Origin of the sequence: Halolamina sp. C58 (assembly GCF_051195095.1) — an archaeon.
Classification (GTDB): Archaea; Halobacteriota; Halobacteria; order Halobacteriales; family Haloferacaceae; genus Halolamina.
On record NZ_JBNTJY010000001.1, the window covers coordinates 1,455,844 to 1,474,646 of the forward strand.

The 18,803-nt window shown below is 69.2% G+C and carries 17 protein-coding genes and 1 tRNA gene; 3 read left to right on the plus strand and 15 right to left on the minus strand.

From position 1 onward, the window contains the following. Positions 1-102 precede the first annotated feature (102 nt). Entirely contained in the window at positions 103-1,281 is a 1,179-nt protein-coding gene (locus ACQUSM_RS07615) for an aspartate kinase (RefSeq protein WP_435117354.1), read from the plus strand. 70 nt (positions 1,282-1,351) lie between these two features. Here the strand turns inward: ACQUSM_RS07615 and ACQUSM_RS07620 are convergent, their stop codons facing one another. The 6 genes from ACQUSM_RS07620 to ACQUSM_RS07645 all read right to left on the minus strand — a co-directional run bounded on the left by ACQUSM_RS07620 (position 1,352) and on the right by ACQUSM_RS07645 (position 7,118). Continuing rightward, a complete protein-coding gene (locus ACQUSM_RS07620) occupies positions 1,352-1,669 on the minus strand; it encodes an RPA12/RPB9/RPC11 RNA polymerase family protein (RefSeq protein ID WP_435117356.1) in 318 nt (105 codons plus the stop codon). 55 nt (positions 1,670-1,724) lie between these two features. Then, on the minus strand, positions 1,725-2,174 hold the full coding sequence (locus ACQUSM_RS07625; protein ID WP_435117358.1) for an acyl-CoA thioesterase: 450 nt from the start codon (positions 2,172-2,174) through the stop codon (positions 1,725-1,727). After that, positions 2,168-3,163 carry a ribonucleotide-diphosphate reductase subunit beta gene (locus ACQUSM_RS07630; RefSeq protein ID WP_435117360.1) on the minus strand — a complete coding sequence of 332 codons (996 nt, stop codon included), beginning with the start codon at positions 3,161-3,163 and terminating at the stop codon, positions 2,168-2,170. Before ACQUSM_RS07630 ends, ACQUSM_RS07625 begins: the two co-directional genes overlap by 7 nt. Then, positions 3,163-5,589 (minus strand): ribonucleoside-diphosphate reductase subunit alpha, encoded by a 2,427-nt coding sequence (locus tag ACQUSM_RS07635; protein ID WP_435117363.1) that lies wholly within the window; start codon positions 5,587-5,589, stop codon positions 3,163-3,165. The genes ACQUSM_RS07630 and ACQUSM_RS07635 overlap by 1 nt, the downstream gene beginning before the upstream one ends. Positions 5,590-5,839: 250 nt before the next feature. Then, the gene (locus tag ACQUSM_RS07640) at positions 5,840-6,499 is read right to left on the minus strand and encodes a metallophosphoesterase family protein (RefSeq protein ID WP_435117365.1); all 660 of its coding nucleotides are present in this window, start codon (positions 6,497-6,499) and stop codon (positions 5,840-5,842) included. 37 nt (positions 6,500-6,536) lie between these two features. Then, complete coding sequence (locus ACQUSM_RS07645; RefSeq protein ID WP_435117367.1) at positions 6,537-7,118, minus strand: IMP cyclohydrolase; 582 nt, start codon at positions 7,116-7,118, stop codon at positions 6,537-6,539. A 127-nt stretch (positions 7,119-7,245) separates the two neighbouring features. On the opposite strand from ACQUSM_RS07645, the gene ACQUSM_RS07650 reads away from it, so the two are divergent. After that, complete coding sequence (locus tag ACQUSM_RS07650; protein WP_435117369.1) at positions 7,246-7,800, plus strand: DoxX family membrane protein; 555 nt, start codon at positions 7,246-7,248, stop codon at positions 7,798-7,800. Positions 7,801-8,013: 213 nt separating this feature from the next. Next, positions 8,014-8,086, plus strand: a tRNA-Gln gene (locus ACQUSM_RS07655). A 59-nt stretch (positions 8,087-8,145) separates the two neighbouring features. Here the strand turns inward: ACQUSM_RS07655 and cgi121 are convergent. The 9 genes from cgi121 to ACQUSM_RS07700 form a co-directional block, all read right to left on the minus strand. Continuing rightward, positions 8,146-8,649 (minus strand): KEOPS complex subunit Cgi121, encoded by a 504-nt coding sequence (gene cgi121, locus ACQUSM_RS07660; protein ID WP_435117371.1) that lies wholly within the window; start codon positions 8,647-8,649, stop codon positions 8,146-8,148. Next, complete coding sequence (locus ACQUSM_RS07665) at positions 8,649-11,042, minus strand: ATP-dependent DNA helicase (protein ID WP_435117373.1); 2,394 nt, start codon at positions 11,040-11,042, stop codon at positions 8,649-8,651. Before ACQUSM_RS07665 ends, cgi121 begins: the two co-directional genes overlap by 1 nt. Before the next feature lie 63 nt (positions 11,043-11,105). After that, complete coding sequence (locus ACQUSM_RS07670; RefSeq protein ID WP_435117375.1) at positions 11,106-12,506, minus strand: amidohydrolase; 1,401 nt, start codon at positions 12,504-12,506, stop codon at positions 11,106-11,108. A gap of 43 nt (positions 12,507-12,549) precedes the next feature. Further along, positions 12,550-12,786: a hypothetical protein gene (locus ACQUSM_RS07675; RefSeq protein WP_435117378.1), complete on the minus strand. Its 237-nt coding sequence runs from the start codon at positions 12,784-12,786 to the stop codon at positions 12,550-12,552. A gap of 54 nt (positions 12,787-12,840) precedes the next feature. Next, on the minus strand, positions 12,841-13,128 hold the full coding sequence (locus tag ACQUSM_RS07680; RefSeq protein ID WP_435117380.1) for a GYD domain-containing protein: 288 nt from the start codon (positions 13,126-13,128) through the stop codon (positions 12,841-12,843). A 54-nt stretch (positions 13,129-13,182) separates the two neighbouring features. Then, positions 13,183-15,108: an ABC transporter ATP-binding protein gene (locus tag ACQUSM_RS07685; protein ID WP_435117383.1), complete on the minus strand. Its 1,926-nt coding sequence runs from the start codon at positions 15,106-15,108 to the stop codon at positions 13,183-13,185. A 62-nt stretch (positions 15,109-15,170) separates the two neighbouring features. Next, complete coding sequence (locus ACQUSM_RS07690) at positions 15,171-15,938, minus strand: SAM hydrolase/SAM-dependent halogenase family protein (RefSeq protein WP_435117385.1); 768 nt, start codon at positions 15,936-15,938, stop codon at positions 15,171-15,173. A 38-nt stretch (positions 15,939-15,976) separates the two neighbouring features. After that, positions 15,977-17,026 (minus strand): ABC transporter ATP-binding protein, encoded by a 1,050-nt coding sequence (locus tag ACQUSM_RS07695; protein WP_435117387.1) that lies wholly within the window; start codon positions 17,024-17,026, stop codon positions 15,977-15,979. Next, the gene (locus ACQUSM_RS07700; protein WP_435117390.1) at positions 17,027-18,802 is read right to left on the minus strand and encodes an ABC transporter permease; all 1,776 of its coding nucleotides are present in this window, start codon (positions 18,800-18,802) and stop codon (positions 17,027-17,029) included. It abuts the gene before it with no gap. Position 18,803: the final 1 nt, after the last annotated feature.

The following is an 18,803-nucleotide window of genomic DNA, read 5'->3' on the forward strand; positions in this document are numbered from 1 at the left end:
AGTGACACACCCCCGGCGCCGACGCCGAGAGAGACAGCGTTAACCCGTCCCTCCGAGAAGCGGGCGTATGAACGGAACGCACGACACCGGGGGTGTCCATCGATGCGCGTAGTCGCGAAGTTCGGCGGCACCTCGCTGGGCTCGGGCGACCGGGTCGATCGGGCTGCCGACTCCGTCGCCGACGCCGTCGCGGCGGGCCACGAGATCGCCGTCGTCGCCAGCGCGATGGGCTCACAGACCGACGACCTGCTCGACGAGATCGCCTTCGACGCCAGCGACGAGGACCGCGCCGAGATCGTCTCGATGGGCGAACGCACCTCGGTCCGGATGCTGAAGGCCGCGCTCGCGGCCCGTGGCGTCGACGCGACGTTCCTCGAGCCCGGCGACGAGAACTGGCCGGTCGTCACGAACGAACGTGGGGAGATCGACGCCGAGGAGACCAAGCGGCGAGTCGAGGCGCTCGCGGCGACGCTCGACGACACCGTCCCCGTGATCACGGGCTTCCTCGCGGAGGACCCCGCCGGCAACGTGACCACGCTCGGCCGCGGCGGGTCGGACACCACCGCGATGATGCTGGGGAACTACCTCGACGCCGACGAGGTGGTGATCGTCACCGACGTGGAGGGCGTGATGACCGGCGACCCACGCGTCGTCGAGGGCGCGCGCAACGTCGGCTCCATCACCGTCGACGAACTGCGGAACCTCTCGTTCCGCGGCGCCGAAGTCGTGGCACCCTCCGCGCTCGTCTACAAGGACGAGGACCTCGGCGTTCGGGTGGTCCACTACCAGCACGGCGACCTCCTCTCGGGCGGCACCAGCGTCGAGGGGAGCTTCGAGCACCTGATCGACATGGAGGAGGCGCCGCTGTCCTGTCTCACCGTCGCCGGGCGGGCGATCCGGAACCGACCGGGGATACTCGCGGAGGTCTCACAGAAGCTCGGCGACGCCGGGATCAACATCGACGCCGTCGCCAGCGGGATGGACTCGCTGACGTACTACGTCGAGACCGAGGTCGCCGAGGAGGCCGAGGCGACGCTCCACGACGCGGTCGTCGAGGACGACTCGCTCTCCTCGGTCACCGTCGAGGACGAGATCGCCGTGATCCGCGTCACCGGCGGCGAACTGCCGAACCAGCCGGGCGTGATCCGCTCGCTGGTCGACCCGCTCGCGGAGGCGGGGATCAACATCCACGACCTGATCACCTCCGCGACATCCGTCGCGATCTTCGTCGCGTGGGAGGACCGCGAGGAGACGCTCGACATCGTTCACGAGCAGTTCTGAAACGGAACGGTTCCGCGGTTTTCGGGCGGAAGCCGGAGCGAAAGCCGGCGACGAGTCGCGAGACGCGCCGTCAGGAGCCGCGCCACGTGTGGCCGCACTCGACACAGGTGAACACCCGAACCTCGTAGGAGCCGCCCGGCTTCGGCCGTGTTTCGTAGTAGGCCCGGCTGCCGTCGCAGCCCTCGGCCGGACAGGAGTTCTCCATCGTCTCGTTGGCGTTCTCCGTCCCGTCGACGACGGGGGGAGCCCCGTCGTCCTGCTGTTCGTCCTGCGTCGTCATCGCCGCCTCCGCCTGCGCATCCCGGGGCTCCTCGTTCTCACAGGAGCCACACACCCACGTGTCGCCCGCCGTGCGCATCATCGAACCACACTCGTCGCAGAAATTCATACACGACGGGAGACGGCTGCCCGGTTTATGCGTTAACTTCGGGTCCGGGGCGGCCCTACGGCACCGGCGGCGACTCCGCGTCCATCGCGGCCTCCCGCAACTGCCGTTCCTCGTCGGTCTCGACAGCGAGGTCCGGGACGGGCTGGACCGACTCCTCGTCGTCGATCGCGACGAACGTGAGATGCGAGGAGGCGGTCTCGCGCTCGACGCCCTCACTGGGGCGTTCGGCGGTCACGTCGACGCGCACCTGCATGCTCGTCTCGCCCGTGTCGTAGACGTAGGCGGTCAGGACCGCGATGTCGCCGAGGTCGATCGGCGCGTGGAAGTCGACGCGCTCGATGCTCGCGGTGACGACCTGCGAGCGGGCGAACCGCCGGGCGGCGACGACGCCGCCGAGGTCCATGCGGTGGAGCACCCAGCCGCCGAGCGCGCGCCCGAGGTTGTTGGTCGCGTCGGGCATCACCACCTCGCTGGTCTCGGTGTAGGAGTCGATCAGCCTCACCATTCGAGCGACCCCCCGGAGCGGTACTCCGTCACCTGCGTCTCGAAGAAGTTCTTCTCGCGGTTGAGGTCGGCGGCCTCCGAGAGCCACGGGAACGGGTTCTCGGTGCCGTACGCCTCGTCCATCCCCAACTGCGTGAGCCGGCGGTCGGCGACGTACTCGACGTACTCCGCGAACTGGGTCGGCCCCATGCCGAGGATCTCCTCGGGACAGGCCTCGCGAGCGTACTGCTGTTCGAGCTCGACGGCTTCGAGGATCAGCTCCCGGATCTCGGCCTCGAACTCGTCGGTCCACGCGTCGGTCTCCCCCCGGATGGCGTCGATCAGCTCGATCCCGAAACCGAGATGCAGCGACTCGTCGCGCATGATGTACTCGAACTGCTGCCCGATCCCCTCCAGCTTCCCCTGTCGCTTCAGGCCGAGCATCATCGCGAAGCCGGCGTAGAAGAAGATCCCCTCCATGATGACGTAGAAGCCGATCAGGTCCCGGAGGAACGCCCGCACGTCGGCCTCGTCGTCGATGGTGAACTCGGGGTCGTCGACGACTCGGGTGAGGTCGACGACGAACTCGTCTTTGGCCTCGATCGCGGGGATGCGGTCGTACATCCCGTAGAGGTAGTCGGGCTCGAACCCCAGCGAGTCACAGCAGTAGATGAACGTGTCCGTGTGGACCGCCTCCTCGTACGCCTGCCGGAGGAGGTACTGCCGACACTCCGGCGCCGTCACGTGGTCGTACACCGCGAGCACGATGTTGTTCGCGGTCAGCGACTCCGCCGTCGAGAAGAAGCCGAGGTTCCACTCGACCAGCCGCCGCTCGGCGTCGGAGAGCTCGTCGCCGTTCCACTGGGTCACGTCGTTGCCCATCGGGATCTCCTCGGGCACCCAGTTGTTGTCGACGCCGGCCTCGTAGTACTCGCGGGCCCACTCGTAGTCGAACGGGAGGATCTTGTTCGGGTCGTGCGTGTCGCTGTCGGTGAGGTAGGTGATCGGCATTACTGACAGGCCTCGCAGGTGGGGTCTTCGACGCTCGGAATCTCCGAGCCGTCGCTCGATTCGCCGTCGGCGGCCGCCTCGCTCTGGTCGCCGTCCGCGTCCCGGCGCTGTGTGCGCCCGTACTCCTCCATGTCCAGCGTGGACTTCTCGAACTGGCTGGCGCCGAGCGTGCGGAGGTAGTACGTCGTCTTCAGCCCGAGCTCCCACGCCCGCTGGTACACGTCGTCCAGCAGCGTCCCGTCCGTCGAGGGGAAGAACACGTTGTGGCTCTGTGACTGGTCGACCCAGATCGCCCGCCGGGCGGTGAGTTCGAGCTGGTGGCGCGGGTCGATCTCGAAGGCGCCGCGGTGGCGCTCCCGAATCGCCGGCGGGATCGACTCGATCTCCTGGATCGCGCCGTCGTGGAACTTGATCTCGTCGAGCATCTCGTCGGTCCAGAGGCCGAGTTCGTCGAGCTCCTCGACGAGATGCTCGTTGACGACCGTGAAGTCGCCGCTCATGTTCGACTTCACGTAGAGGTTCGAGTAGCGCGGCTCGATCGAGGGCGTGGTGCCCGCGATGGTCGAGATGGTCGCCGTCGGCGCGACCGCGGTGGTGTTGGAGTTGCGCATCCCGTGTTCGGCGACGTGGTCGCGCACCTCGCTCCAGTCGAGGCGTTCCTCGGGCTCCACATCGACTTCCTCGCCGCGCTCCTCCTCCAGCAGTGAAACGGTGTCCTGCGGGAGCAGCCCGCGGTCCCACTTCGACCCCTCGTAGGAGTCGTACGTGCCGCGTTCCTTCGCGAGGCGCGAGGAGTTCAGGATCGCGTGGTACGCGACCTGCTCCATCGTCTGGTCGGCCACATCGAGCGCCTCGTCGCTGGCCATCCCGACGCCCTGCTGGGTGAGCATCTCGTGGAACCCCATCACGCCGAGCCCCACGGGCCGGTGGCGCGTGTTCGCGCGCTCGGCGCGGTCGGTGGGGTAGAAGTTCAGGTCGACGACGTTGTCGAGCATCCGCATCGCCGTCTCCACGGTGTCCGCGAGCGCCTCACGGTCCAGTTCCTCGCCGTCGACGTGCTTCGCGAGGTTGACCGAGCCGAGGTTACAGACCGCGGTTTCGTCCTGCGAGGTGTTGAGCGTGATCTCCGTACAGAGGTTCGAGCTGTTGATCGTGCCGTAGTGGTCCTGCGGCGAGCGGACGTTACAGGGGTCCTTGAACGTGATCCACGGGTGGCCCGTCTCGAACAGCCGGGTGAGCATCGTCCGCCAGAGCTCCTCGGCCTCGACGCGCTCGTACTGGCGGAGTTCGCCGTCGTCGGCGGCCTGCTCGTACTCCTCGTACAGCTCCTCGAACTCCTGTCCCGTCGCCTCGTGGAGCTCGGGCACCTCGTCCGGCGAGAACAGGGTCCACTGCTCGCCGGCCCGCACGCGCTTCATGAACAGGTCGGGCACCCACGCCGCGGTGTTCATGTCGTGGGTGCGTCGGCGCTCGTCCCCCGTGTTCCGTTTGAGGTCGAGGAACGCCGGGAAGTCCATGTGCCACGCCGCGAGGTACGCACAGGCGGCGCCGCGGCGCTTTCCGGAGCGGTTGATCGCGCCGGTCACGTCGTCTGAGATGTTGAGGAACGGGATCACGCCCGTCGACTCGACGCCGGTGGACTCGATCAGCGAGCCCTCCGCGCGGACGTTCGTCCAGTCGTTGCCCAGCCCGCCGGACCACTTCGAGAGCTTCGCGTGGGCCTTGTAGGAGTCGAAGATGTCCTCCAGATCGTCCTGCACCGTCGTGAGGTAGCAGGAGGAGAGCTGTGGGTGGGTGGTGCCGGCGTGGAACAGCGTCGGCGTCGAGTGGACGAACCGCAGCGTCGACAGCGCGTCGTAGAACTCCACGGCGCGGGACTCCCGATCCTCGGGGTCCTCCGCGAGCGCGACGCCCATCGCGACGCGCATCCAGAACGCCTGCGGGAGTTCGAGCGGTTCGTCCCCCTCGACGGTCCGGAGGAAGTACCGCTGGACCAGCGTGGAGACGGCCATGTAGCCGAACTGCTCGTCGCGCTCGGGCACGAGCGCGTGGGCGAGCGACTCGAGATCGTACTCCGCCATGCGCTCGTCGAGCAGGTCGCGCTCGACACCCGTCTCGATCGCCTCCACGAACGACGCGCGGTACGTTTCGCCCGAGAGCGGGCCGTCTGTCCCCGTGACGTTGCGGGCGTGCCGCCAGCGCGCGACCCGTGCGGCCGCGTCGTCGTGGGTCGGGTCGCGCTCGGTGCGCGCGGTCAGCACGCCGATCAGCGCCTCGTCGATCTCGTCGGCGTCGGCGCCGTCGTAGCTGTCGCGCTCGGCCGCCCGGGCGAGCTCCTCGCGGTCGCTCGCGAGGTCGAGATCCGCCGTCGCCGCGGCGAGTCGGTCCTCGATTCGATCGGTCGTCGGTGGGGTTGCCTGAGTCATGTCGACGGCGGGCCCGCCGGGAGCGATCGACGGCGTCGCCACTACTGACACCGCTATCGGTCGATTTCGGATCGCTCCCGCGAACCGAGCCCTGCCGTCTGATCGGTTTTCGGCGACCGGGTTAAGACTTTCCCAGCTTGCTTGGAGTAGTACAAGCTAGATTGTTTAGATGGGGCGAGAGGGTCCGACGCGTCGCTGTGCGGGCGGTACTGGCGGGAGAGAACGACGGCGGCGGTCGGCAGTTCGGGCGTCAGCGCCCCTCTCGGAGGCGCTCTCCGATCTCGGGCGGGAGGGCGGCGTCTTCGACGGCGTCGACGACGCGGTCGACGTCGTAGCTCACGCGGTGCTCCTCGACCGAACGGTCGTCGAGGTCGACGACCGCGTACGCCGCGTCGGGGTCGCGGTCGCGGGGCTGGCCGACGCTCCCGGGGTTGAGGACGATCCCCTCGTCGAACACGGCGTGGTGCTGAACGTGCGTGTGGCCCATGATCAGAAGCGCCTCGCCGTCGAGCAGGTCGGGCGTGAACTCCCGGGGGTACGTGTAGTGGTCCGGGTCGTCGGGGTGGCCGTGGACGATCTTCACCCGGCCGTCGGCGACGCGGCGCTCGGTCGGCAGCGCGCCCAGCCAGCCGATCGCGCCGGCGTCGAGCTGGTCGCGGGCGTGGTCGACGCCCGCCTTCGCCATCCCGTTGAAACCGACGGCGTCGCCGCTGGCGACCGCGCGGTCGTGGTTGCCCTGCACCGTCGGGATGCCGCGGTCCCGAACCGCGTCGACACACGCCGCCGGCCACGGGTTGTAGCCGACCACGTCGCCGGCACAGACGAGCAGGTCGACCGACGGCATCGCGTCGAGCACCCGCTCCAGCGCGGGTAGGTTGCCGTGGACGTCGGAGATGACCCCGAGTTGCACGGGGGACGAAAACAGCGCGACCGGGAAAAGCGCCGCGCTACTCCCCGTTGTAGATGGCCGTCTCGATCCCCGCGGCGTCGACGCCGACGCCCGCCGCACAGACGGCGTGCTCGAACGCGTGGTCGTACAGTTCGCTCGCGGCCGCGCCGGGCCCGTCGGCGGCGAGCGCGAACGGCTCGGGGTCGTCCTTCTCGTAGGTGGCCACCAGCGTCGGCTCGTCGACCTCGCGGACGAGCAGCGCGTCCCGGCGGACGGTCCCGACGACCGCGGAGTCGGCGCCGACGACCGTGGCGATCCGGGGCGTGTCGTAGTCGTCCTTCTCGAAGTCCAGCGCGAACAGCGCGCTCACGAGCGCGTCCCGGGCCGGGTAGCCCAGCCCGAGCTTCTCCGCCACCGGGTCGACGTGGGAGCCGTTGCCGACGACCGCGAGCCCACGGTCGCCGACTGTCCGGACGCAGTTGTAGGAGACGTACGGGTTGTCCGTGGGTTCGGCGTCGTCGGTCGGGACGACCGTGAGGCTGCCGTCGCGTTCGATGACCTTCCGGTTCGGGAACGAACGCGAGGAGACGCGGTAAGCTGCCAGTCCGGGGGCGGCGACGAGGAAGCGGCCGACGTACATACCGTCTCTGTGGCGTAGACCGGCAAGTAGGTGGTGATTCTTGATCAGCGAGAACCGGGTCTACGGTGGTTCCCACCGACCGGGAACCGCCATTGCGGCTAAGCCCTCACGGGTCGAACGTCCAGATATGGCAACACAGGAAGTCAAACTCCGAAGCACGGTCGCAGGGTTCACCGCGGAGGGGAAGCTCCACACGCTGAGCGTGTGGTTCATCCTCGCGCTGCGGTTGATGATGGGGCTGGCGTTCCTCCAGAGCGGCCTCGATAAGGTGCTCAGCGGGAGCTTCTCGGCCGCGGGCTACCTCAACAACGCCCCGGCCGCCAACGGCAGCCCGGCCGCTGGACTGTTCGAGGCGATGGGGTCGTCGCCGCTGTTCCTCGACTTCGTGAACGTCGCGGTCCCGTGGGGCGAGGTGCTCATCGGGCTGGGCCTCCTCGTCGGCGGCCTCACCCGCCTCGCCGCGTTCTGGGGCGCGTTCATGATGCTCATGTTCTACCTGGGCAACTGGAGCGTGGACCACGGCTACATCAACGGGGACTTCGCGTACATGCTCGTGTTCCTCGCCGTGGCAGCGTTCGGTGCGGGCCGCATCCTCGGCGTCGATCAGTACATCGAGCAGTACGAGATCGACGGCCGGCCGCTGGTCGAGCGCTACCCGTGGATGCGCTACCTGCTCGGGTAGCCTCGCGAACCTTTTTCGGAGAAGCCGGAGCAAGCAGGGTGTGGCGAGCGAACGGGAGATGTTGTGCGCGAACTGCCATCGGAGACGCCACGGGACCGAGTAGCACACCGGCCGCCGGCACCGTGATCGACTCCGAAACACTCATACTTCCCAGCGGACTACCGATGGTTGCGAAGCACGCCGCCGAGCGGAAGACGGCAAACGTGTCAGAGTAGTTCCATGGGGTAGCGGCCAATCCTGGAGCCTTCTGGGGGCTCCGACCCAGGTTCGAATCCTGGTGGAACTATCTTCTCGCAGTTCTCGACCGGTCAGCGATAGCCACCGAGTTCACCCGAAATCGGCACCCTACTTCTCGACGTCCAGCAGCGCCACGCGCTCCAGCACCAGGTCCGCTAGCCCGCCGTCGACGGCGTCGAGCGCGGCCTCGGAGATGTCGAAAAACTCCCGGACCGTCCCCTCGTCGTACGCCCCCAGAACCGACGCCTCGTCGATGTGGTCCCGGAGCATCTCGATCGCGTCCGCTTCGGCCTCGTCGTCGCCCGCCGGCGAGTCCACGAGCACGACGACGCGGTTCTCACCTTCTGAGACGCCCATCTCCAGCGCGCGGTTGATCTGCCGACGCCCCGCCGCGTAGCAGAGCACCTCCACCGCACGCTCCCGAGCGACGTTCTCGCCGCGGGCGATCGCGCGGTCGGCGCGGTCGAGCGCGCGCCGGAGGTGGGTTTCGGAGACCACGTAGTCGGCGTCGAACGCCTGCACGGTGGTGTCTGTCGCTGCGGCCACGTCGTCGAGCACCCCGAGGAACGCGTCGAGGTCGTCGACCATCGTCGTCCCGTCGAGTAGCCGCATCAGAAATCACCCAGCGAGGCCTGCCCGCCCTCCTCCTCGCGGCCGGCGCGTTCCGCCTCGGCGTCGGCGGTCACGCCGTCCATCGAGGGGTCCTCGCGGCCGACGTTTTGGAGGACGTTCTCCGCGGTCTTCTTCCCCCGCAGCGCGCCGAGTACGACCGACTTGTCGGCCTCGCGGAGGTCCGCCCGGGACTCGATGCCGGCCTCGAACAGCCGCCGCGCGCGCTTGCGCCCGACGCCGCGGACGCCCGTGAGGTCGAGCAGCTCCTCCCGGACGCCGTCCTCGACGCGCTTTTTCGCCTCCCGGACCGCCACCACGTTCGAGAGGTCGAGCTCGCCCGCCAGCCGCTCGGCGGCGTTGAGCAGCCACTCCGCGGTGTCGACCTTGCCGCGGATGTCGCCCGGGCCGACCCCGTAGCGTTCGGCGATGCGGCTCTCGTCGACCTCGCTGGCCCAGTCTTCGAGCATCCGGGCGGTCTTGAGCGCGGCGAGCCACTCCTCGAACGCCACGTCGTCGTACTCCGACGGCGTGCGCCCGAGCAGCTCCGTCTCGCGCTCGAACAGCACCTCCTCGTACTCCTCGCGGTCGCCGGACTTCAGGTAGAGCTGGTACATGTCCGGCGTGCGGGAGACGAGGTGGTAGAGCCCGAGCGCGGAGATGTCGTCGGCCTCTGACTCGGCGTCGTCCGGTTCCGCGTCGTTCTCGCCCGGGGCGTCGGCCAGCGCGTCGTCGTCGAGCAGTTCGTTCCCGGAGACGAACCCTGCCGACTCGTCGGCGTCGTCGGCATCGATCGCACCGCGAGAGCCGTACTGGCCGCCCGAACGGCCGCCCTCCGCGTCCCGGAGCCCGTCGATGATCTCGGCGGCGCTCATCGGGTCGAGGTAGAGCCGCGAGACGGTGTGGCCGATCTCGGTCGCGGTGATCGTGTCGCCGTCGCGGTCGACGAACTCGTTGGCCGCGAGATAGTCGAGCACGGTGTCGGTCACCGACTCCAACTGCGCGCTACCCGCGCTCTGGACGGCGTACAGCGTGTTGTCGAGGAACGAGAGCAGCTCCTCGCGCGTGTTCGCGAAGCCGGACGCGACGGTCGCGAGCAGGTGGGTCCGCAGCGCGGGCTCGGCGGCGAGCTTCGAGCGGATGGGCTCGGGCTCGCCGTGGACGTACCGGTCGAACAGCTCCTCCTTCGTGTCGTTGTTCGACGCGAGCAGCACCGCCTCGCCGTAGGGATCCAGTCCCGGCCGGCCCGCCCGACCCATCATCTGGTGGATTTCGAGCGTGTCCAGCGGCTTCATGCCGCCGAACTCCGGGTCGTAGCGCCGCCAGTCCCGCACGATCACTCGGCGGGAAGGGGTGTTCACACCGGCGGCGAGGGTTGGCGTCGCCGCGATCACCTTGATCAGGCGGTCACGGAACGCGCCCTCGACGAGGTCGCGGTGTTCGCTGGAGAGGCCGGCGTGGTGGAACGCCGCACCTTTCGCGACGCAGTCGGCGAGGTCGTCGCTGGTCGCGGTGTCGGAGACATCCCGGATCGCCGTCGCGAGCTCGCGGAGTTCACCGCGTTCCCCGTCGGAGAGGTGGTCGCTCGTGACGCCGCCCAGTCGGCTCGCCGCGGACTCGGCGTTCCGCCGGGAGTTCACGAACACCAGACTCGACCCGCCCTCGTCGAGCGTGTCGTCGACGAGCGCGGGCGTCTGCTTGCCGCCGCTGTCGACGGGCACCTCGCGCTGGGAACCGTCGGCGAAGTTGATGGCGTTCCCGAAGTGGACGCCCGTCTTCAGGTCGATCGGGCGCCAGTCGGAGTCGACCAGTTCGGCGTCGAGCCAGTCGGCGATCTCGCCGGCGTTGCCGACCGTCGCCGACAGCGCGACCGTCTGGAGGTTCGCGTTGATGCGCCGGAGCTTCGCGAGCGTCACCTCCAGCGTGGGGCCGCGCTCGCGGTCGTCGACGAGGTGGACCTCGTCGCTCACGACACAGGAGAGGTCGTCGATCCACGGCGCGCCGTTCCTGACGAGCGAGTCCACCTTCTCGCTGGTGGCGACGATGATGTCCCGCGAGCCCAGCCACTCGCCGTCGGACTCGTAGTTGCCCGTCGAGACGCCCACGTCGATCCCGTACTGCTCCCAGCGCTCGAACTCGGTCTTCTTCTCGCTGGCCAGCGCGCGCAGCGGGACGATGTAGAGTGCGGTGCCGCCGCGCTCGACTGCCGACAGCATCGCGAGCTCGGCGATCAGCGTCTTGCCGGAGGCGGTCGGCACCGCGGCGACGACGTTCTCGCCGTCGGTCACGCCGCGCTCGACGGCCTCGGCCTGTGGCGGGTAGAGCTCCTCGACGCCCTCGCCCTCGAGGTGGTCTGCGACGCCGTCGGGGAGGCCCGACAGCTCCGTCGGCTTCATTGGGAGTGAGTTGCCCGCTCTCGGGGTTAAGTTGTCGGGTCCCGAGCGGGCGCGGACGGCGCCTCACCGCTCGGCCAGCTCGTACGGGTCGGCGTCGGGCGGTAGCGGCGACTCGTACTCGCGGTCGCCCTTGCGCTGCTCGTACTCCGCGCGGGCCTCGGCCAGCAGCGCCTCGTCGGTCAGCAGGTCGTACAGCGAGCCGGCGACGACCTTCCCCGCGAACAGCATCCCTGCGGTGCCGAGATCCTTCCCGGCCGCGACGGCCTGCCACGAGTGCAGCGGCGTCCCCGCCGGCCACGTCGCCGCGCGGAACCGCCCGAGGGGAGCGTTCCACGACACGTCCCCGGAGTCGGTCGAGTAGGCGGCGGTCTCGCCCGCGTCGGGGGCGTCGATGGGCTGGGTGAACATCGCCGACTCGGCGGCCTCGTCGCGGCGGTCCGGCGGAACGGAGTCGTAAGAGGGGTCGGCGAGCGTCGCTTGCAGGTCGGCCGCGAACGACGCCTGTTCGTCAGTGAGGCGGAACTCGGCCATCTCCATGTTCTCCCGGATCGAGTCCGCGAGCGTGCCGTTGGGGAGGACGCCGTACATCCCGGTCGTCTGTGTCACGTCGGCGTCGGTGCCGGACATCAGCGCCGCGCCCTCGGCCGCGTCGCGCACGCGGTCGGAGACGCGCTCGACGGCGGCGCGGTCGGGCGCGCGGACCATCACCTCCATCGCCGCCGACTCGGGCACGACGTTGGCGGCCTCGCCGCCCTCGGTGACGACGTAGTGGATGCGGACGGCGTCCGGGACGTGCTCGCGCATGTACTCGATCCCGGTGCCGAGCAGCTGGACGCCGTCGAGCGCGCTCCGGCCGGCTTCCGGCGACTTGGCGGCGTGGGCGCTCTCGCCCGTGAACTGCACGTCGAAGGCGTCCACCGCGAGCGTGGAGCACTCGTTGGGCGCGTTGTACCAGTCGGGGTGCCACGTGATCACCGCGTCGACCGCCTCGAACGCGCCGGCCTGAATCATGTACACCTTGCCGGCGCCGACCTCCTCGGCGGGCGTTCCGAAGTAGACGACCGACCCCTCGCAGTCGCCGCGCTCGATCGCGCGCTTGACCGCGATCGCGCCCGCGAGGCTGCCGACGCCGAAGAGGTTGTGCCCGCAGCCGTGGCCGGGCGCGCCTTCCTCGACCGGTTCCCGTTCGGCTTTCGCGGCCTGACTCATCCCCGGCAACGCGTCGAACTCGCCCATCGTCCCCACCACGGGGTCGTCGTCGCCGTAGCGCGCGACGAACGCGGTGTCGATGCCGGCGACGCCGGAGTCGACCGTGAACCCCGCCTCGCGGAGCGCGTCCTGGAGGAGCGCCGCCGAGTCGTACTCCCCCAGCGAGAGTTCGGGGTTCGACCAGAGCTGTTCGGCGAGATCGGTCAGCCAGTCGGCGTCGTCGTCGATGTCGTCGAACAGGGCCTGTTTACTCACGGCTGTGCCGTGTCGGCGTGACGCGAAAAACGTTCCCTCGGAGCTACTCCTCGTCGCCGAGTTCGACCCGGACGTAGTCGTCGGTGACCTCGACCACCTGCTCGGGGTCGATCGCGAGCGCGTCCGCCTCGGCCGAGGCGGCCGCGTCCATCCGTGACTCCACCCCCGTCTCGGGTTCGAGGCGGGCTTCGCCGTCCTCGACGCCGGCGACGCGGCCGAGTCGTTCGCCCCGTGCGTCCACGACAGGCATGTTCGCGTGCTCCTGCGTGAAGTGCTGCATGCCCGATCGGTGGAGCGCGCGAGTGAAAAGACTACTCGCCGTCCCGGTTCCGGCTCAGATGTCCTGTACGAGCTCGCCCAGATCGTCGACCGGGATGAGCTCCATAGTCTGGGTGTCGAGGCCGTAGCGTTCGATCGACACCGAGGTCTGGAACGCCTCGTCGCGGCCGTCGGCCTCGAAGATGACGAGGTAGTCGTGCTCGCCGAGGACCGCGTAGGCGTCGACCAGCTCCCCGCCCAGCGTCTCGATATCGCCGGTGAGATCGCCCCAGACGGTCGCGAGATCCTGCACGTTCTGGACGGTCTCGTCGGTCACGTCGACCAGCGCCATGTACGTACCCATAATTTCCCGATTTGTCGGGCTCCACCGAAAAGGTTCGGGCCGGGTTCGCGGCCGCTATTCGGCTTCGAGGCTGCGCTCGACGAACTGCTGGGGGAGCGCCTCCATCTCGCCGACCTGCACGTGCCAGAGGTTCGCGTACAGTCCGCCGTCGTCGAGCAGTGTCTCGTGGGTGCCGCGTTCGACGATCTCGCCGTCGTCCATCACGAGGATGCGATCGGCGTCCCGGACGGTGGAGAGGCGGTGAGCGATCGCGAACACGGTGCGGTCCTCGGTCAGCGCGTCGAGGCTGTTCTGGATCACCGCCTCCGTCTCGTTGTCGACGTGGCTGGTCGCCTCGTCGAGCACGAGCACGTCCGGATCCCGGAGGATCGTCCGGGCCAGCGCGATCCGCTGGCGCTGCCCGCCCGAGAGCTTGACGCCGCGTTCGCCGACCATCGTGTCGTAGCCGTCCTCCAACTCGGCGACGAACTCGTGGGCGCCCGCCTTCTCGGCGGCCTCGTGCATCGCCGCGTCGTCGTACTCGGGGACGCCGTAGGCGATGTTCTCGGCGACGGTGCCGTAGAACAGGTACGGCTCCTGACTCACGTAGCCGACGTGCTGCCGGAGGCTCCGCAGGTTCACGTCCGCGAGGTCGTGGCCGTCGAGCGTGATCGTCCCCGAGTCCGGGTCGTAGAACCGCAACAGCAGCTTCATCGTCGTCGACTTCCCCGCGCCGGTGGGGCCGACGAGGCCGACGTAGTCGCCGGCGTCGGCCTCGAAGCTGATCCCCCGCAGCACCGTCTCCTCGGCCTCGCCGGCCTCGTCGCGGTAGGCGAACCCAACATCGTCGAACGCCACGTCGCCCGCCACGCCGTCGAGTTCGGTTCCCGCTCCCCCCGATCGGACTCGCGTCTGGTCGTCGAGCAGGCCGACGATGCGCTCGCCCGCGGCCTCGGCGTACTGGTAGCCGTTGATGATCTGCCCCATCTGACGCATCGGGTAGACGAATCGCCGCGAGTAGTTCAAAAAGAGCACGAGCGTCCCGGCGGTCAGCGTCGCGTCGGGGTCGCCGCCCGAGAAGAACGGGTGAGGTGGCGTCCCGGTCACGACCCACCAGCCGCCGACGAAGAAGACCGAGACGTACGCCGCGGCGGTGGTGGCCTGCAGGCTGGGGAAGAACTTGATCCGGGTGGTGATCGCGTCCCACTGGGAGTCGAGGTACTCCCGGGAGGACTCCCTGACCCGTTCGGTTTCGAACGGCTCGGTGGTAAAGGACTTCAGCGTCTCGATCCCGCCGATGTTGTTCTCCAGCCGACTGTTGAGCCGGCCGACCGCGCTGCGGACCTCCTGATACTTCGGGTGGATCGTCTCGACGAACCAGTAGCTCAGGTAGCCCAGCGCGGGGATGGCGGCGACGGGGATCAGCGCCAGCCGCCAGTTGATCAGCAGCATCACCGCGCCCATCCCACCGACGCGGACGACGATGGTGATGAGGCTGTTGAGGTTGTTCGTCAGAAAGCCCTCCAGTTGGTTCACGTCGTTGTTCAGGATGCTCATCACCTCGCCTGTCTGTCGGTTGTCGAAGAACTCGACGCCCTGTCGCTGGAGCGCATCGTAGGTGTCCACGCGCACCGAGTGCTGGAAGTGCTGGGAGAAGCTGTTCCAGAGGTAGTTGTTCGCCCAGCTGAAGATCGAACTCAGCGCGTAAGAGGCACCCACGAGGCCGCCGGCGAGCAGGAACTGTGCGCCCTCGGTGCCGGGGATCCACGCGTCGGGAACGAGCGGCAGTGAGAACGCTCGCGTGTCGAAAAACAGCGAGTCGATCGCGATCGCGAGCACGAACGACGGCACGAGCGCCATCAGCATCTGGACGACCGCCGCGGCCGCGCCGCCGACGAACGTTGGCAGGCGCTTTCGACCGTACTCCAGAAACAGCCGGAGGATGGCGTTGCCCTCCTCGGCCCGTAGCTCCGCGAACTCGTCATCGTCGTCCGGTGGCACGACACAGTCTCACGTGGTCGCCGCGGGAAAACTGTCCGGTGTCGGCGACCCGTGCGGGGTTCTCACCAGCCGAGCGACACGTCGTCGCCGACCCCGAGCCCGAACGCGTCGTCGCCCCGGCCCTGATTGACCGCGAACTCGACGTTGCCGTGGCTCCCCACGGTGACGAGGCGCTCGCCCGGGTCCATCTCGGCGTAGGCGTCCCGGACGGGCGCGGACTCGCCGTTCACCGTCACCGCGTCGCGGCCGTCGAGGACGCTGCCGGGGACGTTGGTGATCGTGTTGCCGAAGTCGTCGACGACCAGTACCTCGCCGGTCGCGCCGTCGTCCCCGACCTCGGGCTCCGGAAACGCGAGGTCGACCCACTCGTCGGTCGGTTCGACGCGGTCGGCGTCCGCGACCTCCTCGGCCTCGTGCACCCGCGCGGCGGCGGGCGCGAACACGTCCCGGCCGTGGAACGTGTTGCTCGCGGTCGTGTCGTCGTCGTACGGCACGTCGTAGACGCTGATCTCGGCGTCTCCGTCGGCCCGTGCCGCGATCTCGCGGGCCGCCGGGAGCGCGACGCCGTTGTCCGGGGCGACGATCCGGTGATCGGCGACGTCGACGACGACGGCGGCGCGGTCGGTGCCGACGCCGGGATCGACGACGACGAGGTGGGTCGCCGGGGGGAACTCGGGCAGCACTTCCCGGAGCCAGAACGCCGCCGCGCGCACGTCCTGTCGCGGGAAGTCGTGTGCAATGTCGACGAGCCGGGCGTCGGACTGCCGGAGGACGACGCCCTTCATCGCTGCGGGGTAGGGTGTGCCGAAGTCGGAGGCGAGCGTGATCATGGTTCTGGGTCGTGTGGGTGTAGTCTGAAACTGTCGGTTCAGAGGATCGTCGCCGCGTCCGGGTCGAACCCGACCGTGAGGGTGTCGTCGGCCGGCGGTTCGGGCAGTCGGAGCACCATCTCTCGGCCGGCCCACTCGCCGTAGAGCCGGGTGGTGCCGCCGAGATACTCCGCGGCGCCGAGCGCCATCGGGACGCGGTTGTGGCTGGCGTCGGGATCGAGGTGGGTCGGGCGGACACAGAACGTCACGTGGTCGCCGACGGCGTGGTCGTCGGCGTCGACGACGTGGAACTGGTGGTCCGCGGGCGCCGTCTCGTCGATCTCGATCGCCAGCTCGTCGCCGTCGCGGCCGACGACGACGCCGGAGAACACGTTGTTCTCGCCGACGAACGAGGCGACGAACTCCGTCGCGGGCTGTTCGTACACCTCGACGGGCGTGCCGACCTGTTCGACGCCGCCGTCGTGCATCACGGCGAGGCGGTCCGACACCGCGAGCGCCTCCTCCTGATCGTGGGTGACGTAGATCGTCGTTACGCCGAGTTCGCGCTGGATGCGCTTGATCTCGCGGCGGAGCTGTTCGCGCAGCCGGGCGTCGAGCGCGCTCATGGGCTCGTCGAGCAGCAGCACGTCCGGTTCGGGGGCGAGCGCGCGGGCGAGCGCGACCCGCTGTTGCTGCCCGCCGGAGAGCTCGTCGGGGTCGCGGTCGCCCATCCCCGGCAGGTCGACCAGTTCGAGCAGCTCCTCGACGCGTTCGTCGGCGGTGAGCCCGCGGGGCGGGGCGGTGAAGCGCAGGCCGTAGCGGACGTTCTCCGCGACGGTCATGTGCGGGAACAGCGCGTAGCTCTGGAACACGACGCCGACGTTGCGGTCCTCGACTGGCGTGTCGCTCACGTCCTCGCCGTCGAAGCGGACCGTCCCCTCGGTGGGCGAGGAGAGGCCGGCGATCGTCCGGAGGGTCGTCGTCTTCCCGCAGCCCGAGGGGCCGACCAGCGTGAAGAACTCCCCCTCCTCGACGGCGAGGGAGACGCTCTCCAGCGCGACGGCGTCGTCGAACGCCTTCCGCACCGAGTCGAGGTCGATCGCCACCATCTACATCCCCCTCCCTTCGCCGAGGCGGTCGATGACGAGGAAGCTGACGGCGGTGACGAACAGGAGGACACAGCCCATCGCCGTCGCGGGGCCGAGCCGTCGACCGAGGAAGCGTTCGATGGCGACCGGCATGGTGTAGGCCGAACTCCCGCTGGCCAAAATCACCGTCGAATCGAACTCCCCGATGCTGATCGCGAACGCGAACGCGGCGCCCGCGAGCACGCCGGCGAACACCTGTGGGAGTTCGATGTCCAGCAGCACCCGGGTCCGGGAGGCGCCGAGTGTCCGGGCCGACTCGACGACCGAGCGGTCGATCGTGGCCAGCAGCGGCGCGACGTTGCGCGTGACGAACGGGTAGGCGGCGACGGCGTGGGAGGCGACGACGGCGACGGCGCCGGTGACCGTGATCCGGTAGCCGAAGGCGGTCGTCCCGAACACCAGCCCCTGCAGGAGGCCGAGCCCGACGACGATCCCCGAGACGGCGAAGGGGGCCATCGACAGCGTGTCGAGCAGCTTGCTGCCGGGGAACTGCCGCGTCGAGACGACCGCGAGCAGCACGCCCATCGGCACCGCCAGCGCGAGCGTCCCGACGCCGTACAGCAGGGAGTTCACTACCGCCGTCAGCGGTTTGATCTGGAACGCCGCGCCCGTCGTCTGTCGTTCGATCAGGAAGCGGTAGTAGTCGAGCGTGAACCCGTTCGGCCCGGTGACGCTCTCGATGATCATGCTCGCCATCGGCGTAACGAACACGAGCAGCGCGACGACGACGTACGCCCAGACCGCCAGCCGGTCGAGGTCGAGTCGCCCGACCAACTGCTTCCGGGGCGCCGGCCGGGCGGCGCTCTCGGCGCGCTGGCGTGCCTCGTACTGGAGGTAGGCGTACGTCAACACGAGCGAGAACAGCATCTCGAGCGTCGCGAGCGCCGACGCGGTGGCGTAGTCGAGTTGGGAGACCTTGTGGTACACCCACACCTCCACGGTCGCCAGCGAGAGCCCGCCCAGCGCGAGCACGATGGCGAAAGACATGAACGAGAAGATGAACGTCAGCAGCGCGCCGGTGAGGATCGCCGGCAGCAGTTGGGGGAGCACCACGTCGAGGAACGCCCGCCGCGGCGAGGCGCCGAGGCTCCGGGCGGTCTCGGCGGTGCCGGCGTCGACGCTCTCCCACGCGGTCGCGGTTACGCGGGCCACCAGCGGCGCGTCGTAGAACGCGTGGGCGAGGACGATGATCGGCAGCGTGTACAGCAGTTCGATCCGAGGGAGCCCCAGCGCGGCCAGCGCGTCGTTGACGAACCCGTTCGCGCCGAACGTGGCGATGAAGCCGATCGCGACCATGATCGACGGCATCACGAACGGCACCGCGGTCAGCGACCGGATCGTCTTCCGCCCGGGGAACTCGAAGCGTGCGAGCACGTACGCGCCCGGCAGCCCGAGCACGACGCTCGCGAGCGTCGACAGCAGCGCCTGATACGCGGTGAACCCGAACAGCCCCAGCCGGTAGTTCGGGAACGGGACGACGAGAGGCCCGATTCGGTGGGGTTCGAAGGCGGTCCAGAGCACCGACGGGTCCTCGGCGGCCTGTGCGAGCACGCCGAAGAAAAAGGGGTCCGTGAGCACGGCCACCAGCGGTTCGACCGTCAGCCGTCCCTCGCGCAGTACGGCTTCGGAGAGTACACGCCCCACCGGGTAGTAGAACAGCAGCGTCAGCAGCGCGAGGGTAGCGACCGCGGCCAGCGGGAGGGCGGCGGCCTCGAACCGTTCACGGAGGACCGTCACG

Coding starts and splice junctions, on each gene's coding strand:
- ACQUSM_RS07615 (WP_435117354.1), top strand. CDS start 103: ATGCGCGTAGTCGCGAAGTTCGGCGGCACCTCGCTGGGCTCGGGCGAC.
- ACQUSM_RS07620 (WP_435117356.1), bottom strand. CDS start 1,669: ATGAATTTCTGCGACGAGTGTGGTTCGATGATGCGCACGGCGGGCGAC.
- ACQUSM_RS07625 (WP_435117358.1), bottom strand. CDS start 2,174: ATGGTGAGGCTGATCGACTCCTACACCGAGACCAGCGAGGTGGTGATG.
- ACQUSM_RS07630 (WP_435117360.1), bottom strand. CDS start 3,163: ATGCCGATCACCTACCTCACCGACAGCGACACGCACGACCCGAACAAG.
- ACQUSM_RS07635 (WP_435117363.1), bottom strand. CDS start 5,589: ATGACTCAGGCAACCCCACCGACGACCGATCGAATCGAGGACCGACTC.
- ACQUSM_RS07645 (WP_435117367.1), bottom strand. CDS start 7,118: ATGTACGTCGGCCGCTTCCTCGTCGCCGCCCCCGGACTGGCAGCTTAC.
- ACQUSM_RS07650 (WP_435117369.1), top strand. CDS start 7,246: ATGGCAACACAGGAAGTCAAACTCCGAAGCACGGTCGCAGGGTTCACC.
- cgi121 (WP_435117371.1), bottom strand. CDS start 8,649: ATGCGGCTACTCGACGGGACGACGATGGTCGACGACCTCGACGCGTTC.
- ACQUSM_RS07665 (WP_435117373.1), bottom strand. CDS start 11,042: ATGAAGCCGACGGAGCTGTCGGGCCTCCCCGACGGCGTCGCAGACCAC.
- ACQUSM_RS07675 (WP_435117378.1), bottom strand. CDS start 12,786: ATGCAGCACTTCACGCAGGAGCACGCGAACATGCCTGTCGTGGACGCA.
- ACQUSM_RS07680 (WP_435117380.1), bottom strand. CDS start 13,128: ATGGGTACGTACATGGCGCTGGTCGACGTGACCGACGAGACCGTCCAG.
- ACQUSM_RS07690 (WP_435117385.1), bottom strand. CDS start 15,938: ATGATCACGCTCGCCTCCGACTTCGGCACACCCTACCCCGCAGCGATG.
- ACQUSM_RS07695 (WP_435117387.1), bottom strand. CDS start 17,026: ATGGTGGCGATCGACCTCGACTCGGTGCGGAAGGCGTTCGACGACGCC.